This is a genomic window from Bulleidia sp. HCP3S3_C9 (assembly GCF_052064035.1).
In the GTDB taxonomy this organism is placed as follows: domain Bacteria; phylum Bacillota_I; class Bacilli_A; order Erysipelotrichales; family Erysipelotrichaceae; genus Bulleidia.
The window spans coordinates 1-775 of the sequence record NZ_JBQHWJ010000126.1 but is presented as its reverse complement, the minus strand read 5'-3'; the positions used below and the strand labels follow the sequence as shown (position 1 = coordinate 775).

At 35.9% G+C, this 775-nt stretch carries 1 protein-coding gene; it reads right to left on the bottom strand.

Annotated features, from left to right (window positions below; all coding sequences use genetic code 11):
• The coding region (locus ACTND6_RS11080) for a transposase (RefSeq protein ID WP_441045112.1) at positions 1–603 on the bottom strand (603 nt) is incomplete at its 3' end.
• Positions 604–775: the final 172 nt, after the last annotated feature.

Here is a 775-nt window from a genome sequence, read left to right as displayed (position 1 = left end):
ACCACAAATGACTGCCAGCATATTCTTACTGGAATCAATAGCCACTACGATGCATATCTTAGTTTTCGACAGTCCTCTTGGATGCTTTTCGTTATTATATGATTCCAGCACTTGATAATCTTCTATGTACGTTTCATCGATCCATACACGATTGTACAGCCTGAGATGATCCTGGTAATTGTCTACAGTTGAAAATATCTTTTTTCTCCATAGTTCTGCAGTATTGCTGGCTATATCCAATACTTCACATATCAATTCTAGAGGTACATTAAAACTCATGAGCTGAATATAGCTCATCAACTTGTGGAATGATATTTTTGAAGAATTAAATATGGAATCAGCCAGTAATGTATAACTGCATTCACAGTTTTCACACTTATACCGCTTTGCCAGCGATGGAGTGTAGCCATCTTCATGATACTTATCTGATAGACACTTTGGACATATCGGTTTTCGACCATAATTAAGAGCAGCTTCTTCAAAAGAAGTGACACCATATCTTTCTCTATCTTTCCGCTGGTTTATAGCGTCGCACAGTAAATCAAACTGTGTTGCATCTAAACCAAGCACAAAATCCAGATATGGATTTATCTGTTTAGACATAATAAAAAAATCCTCAACATGTCTAAGCAGTTATCCAGTGAGGATTGTCGCCAAACAAAGTTCTGAATAACTGCTTAGACATTAACTTTCTTTGGCTCATTTATTATATCTTATTATTTTGTTCATTCACAAAAATAGCTAATCTGCAACCACACGATTGTAGATTAGCCGA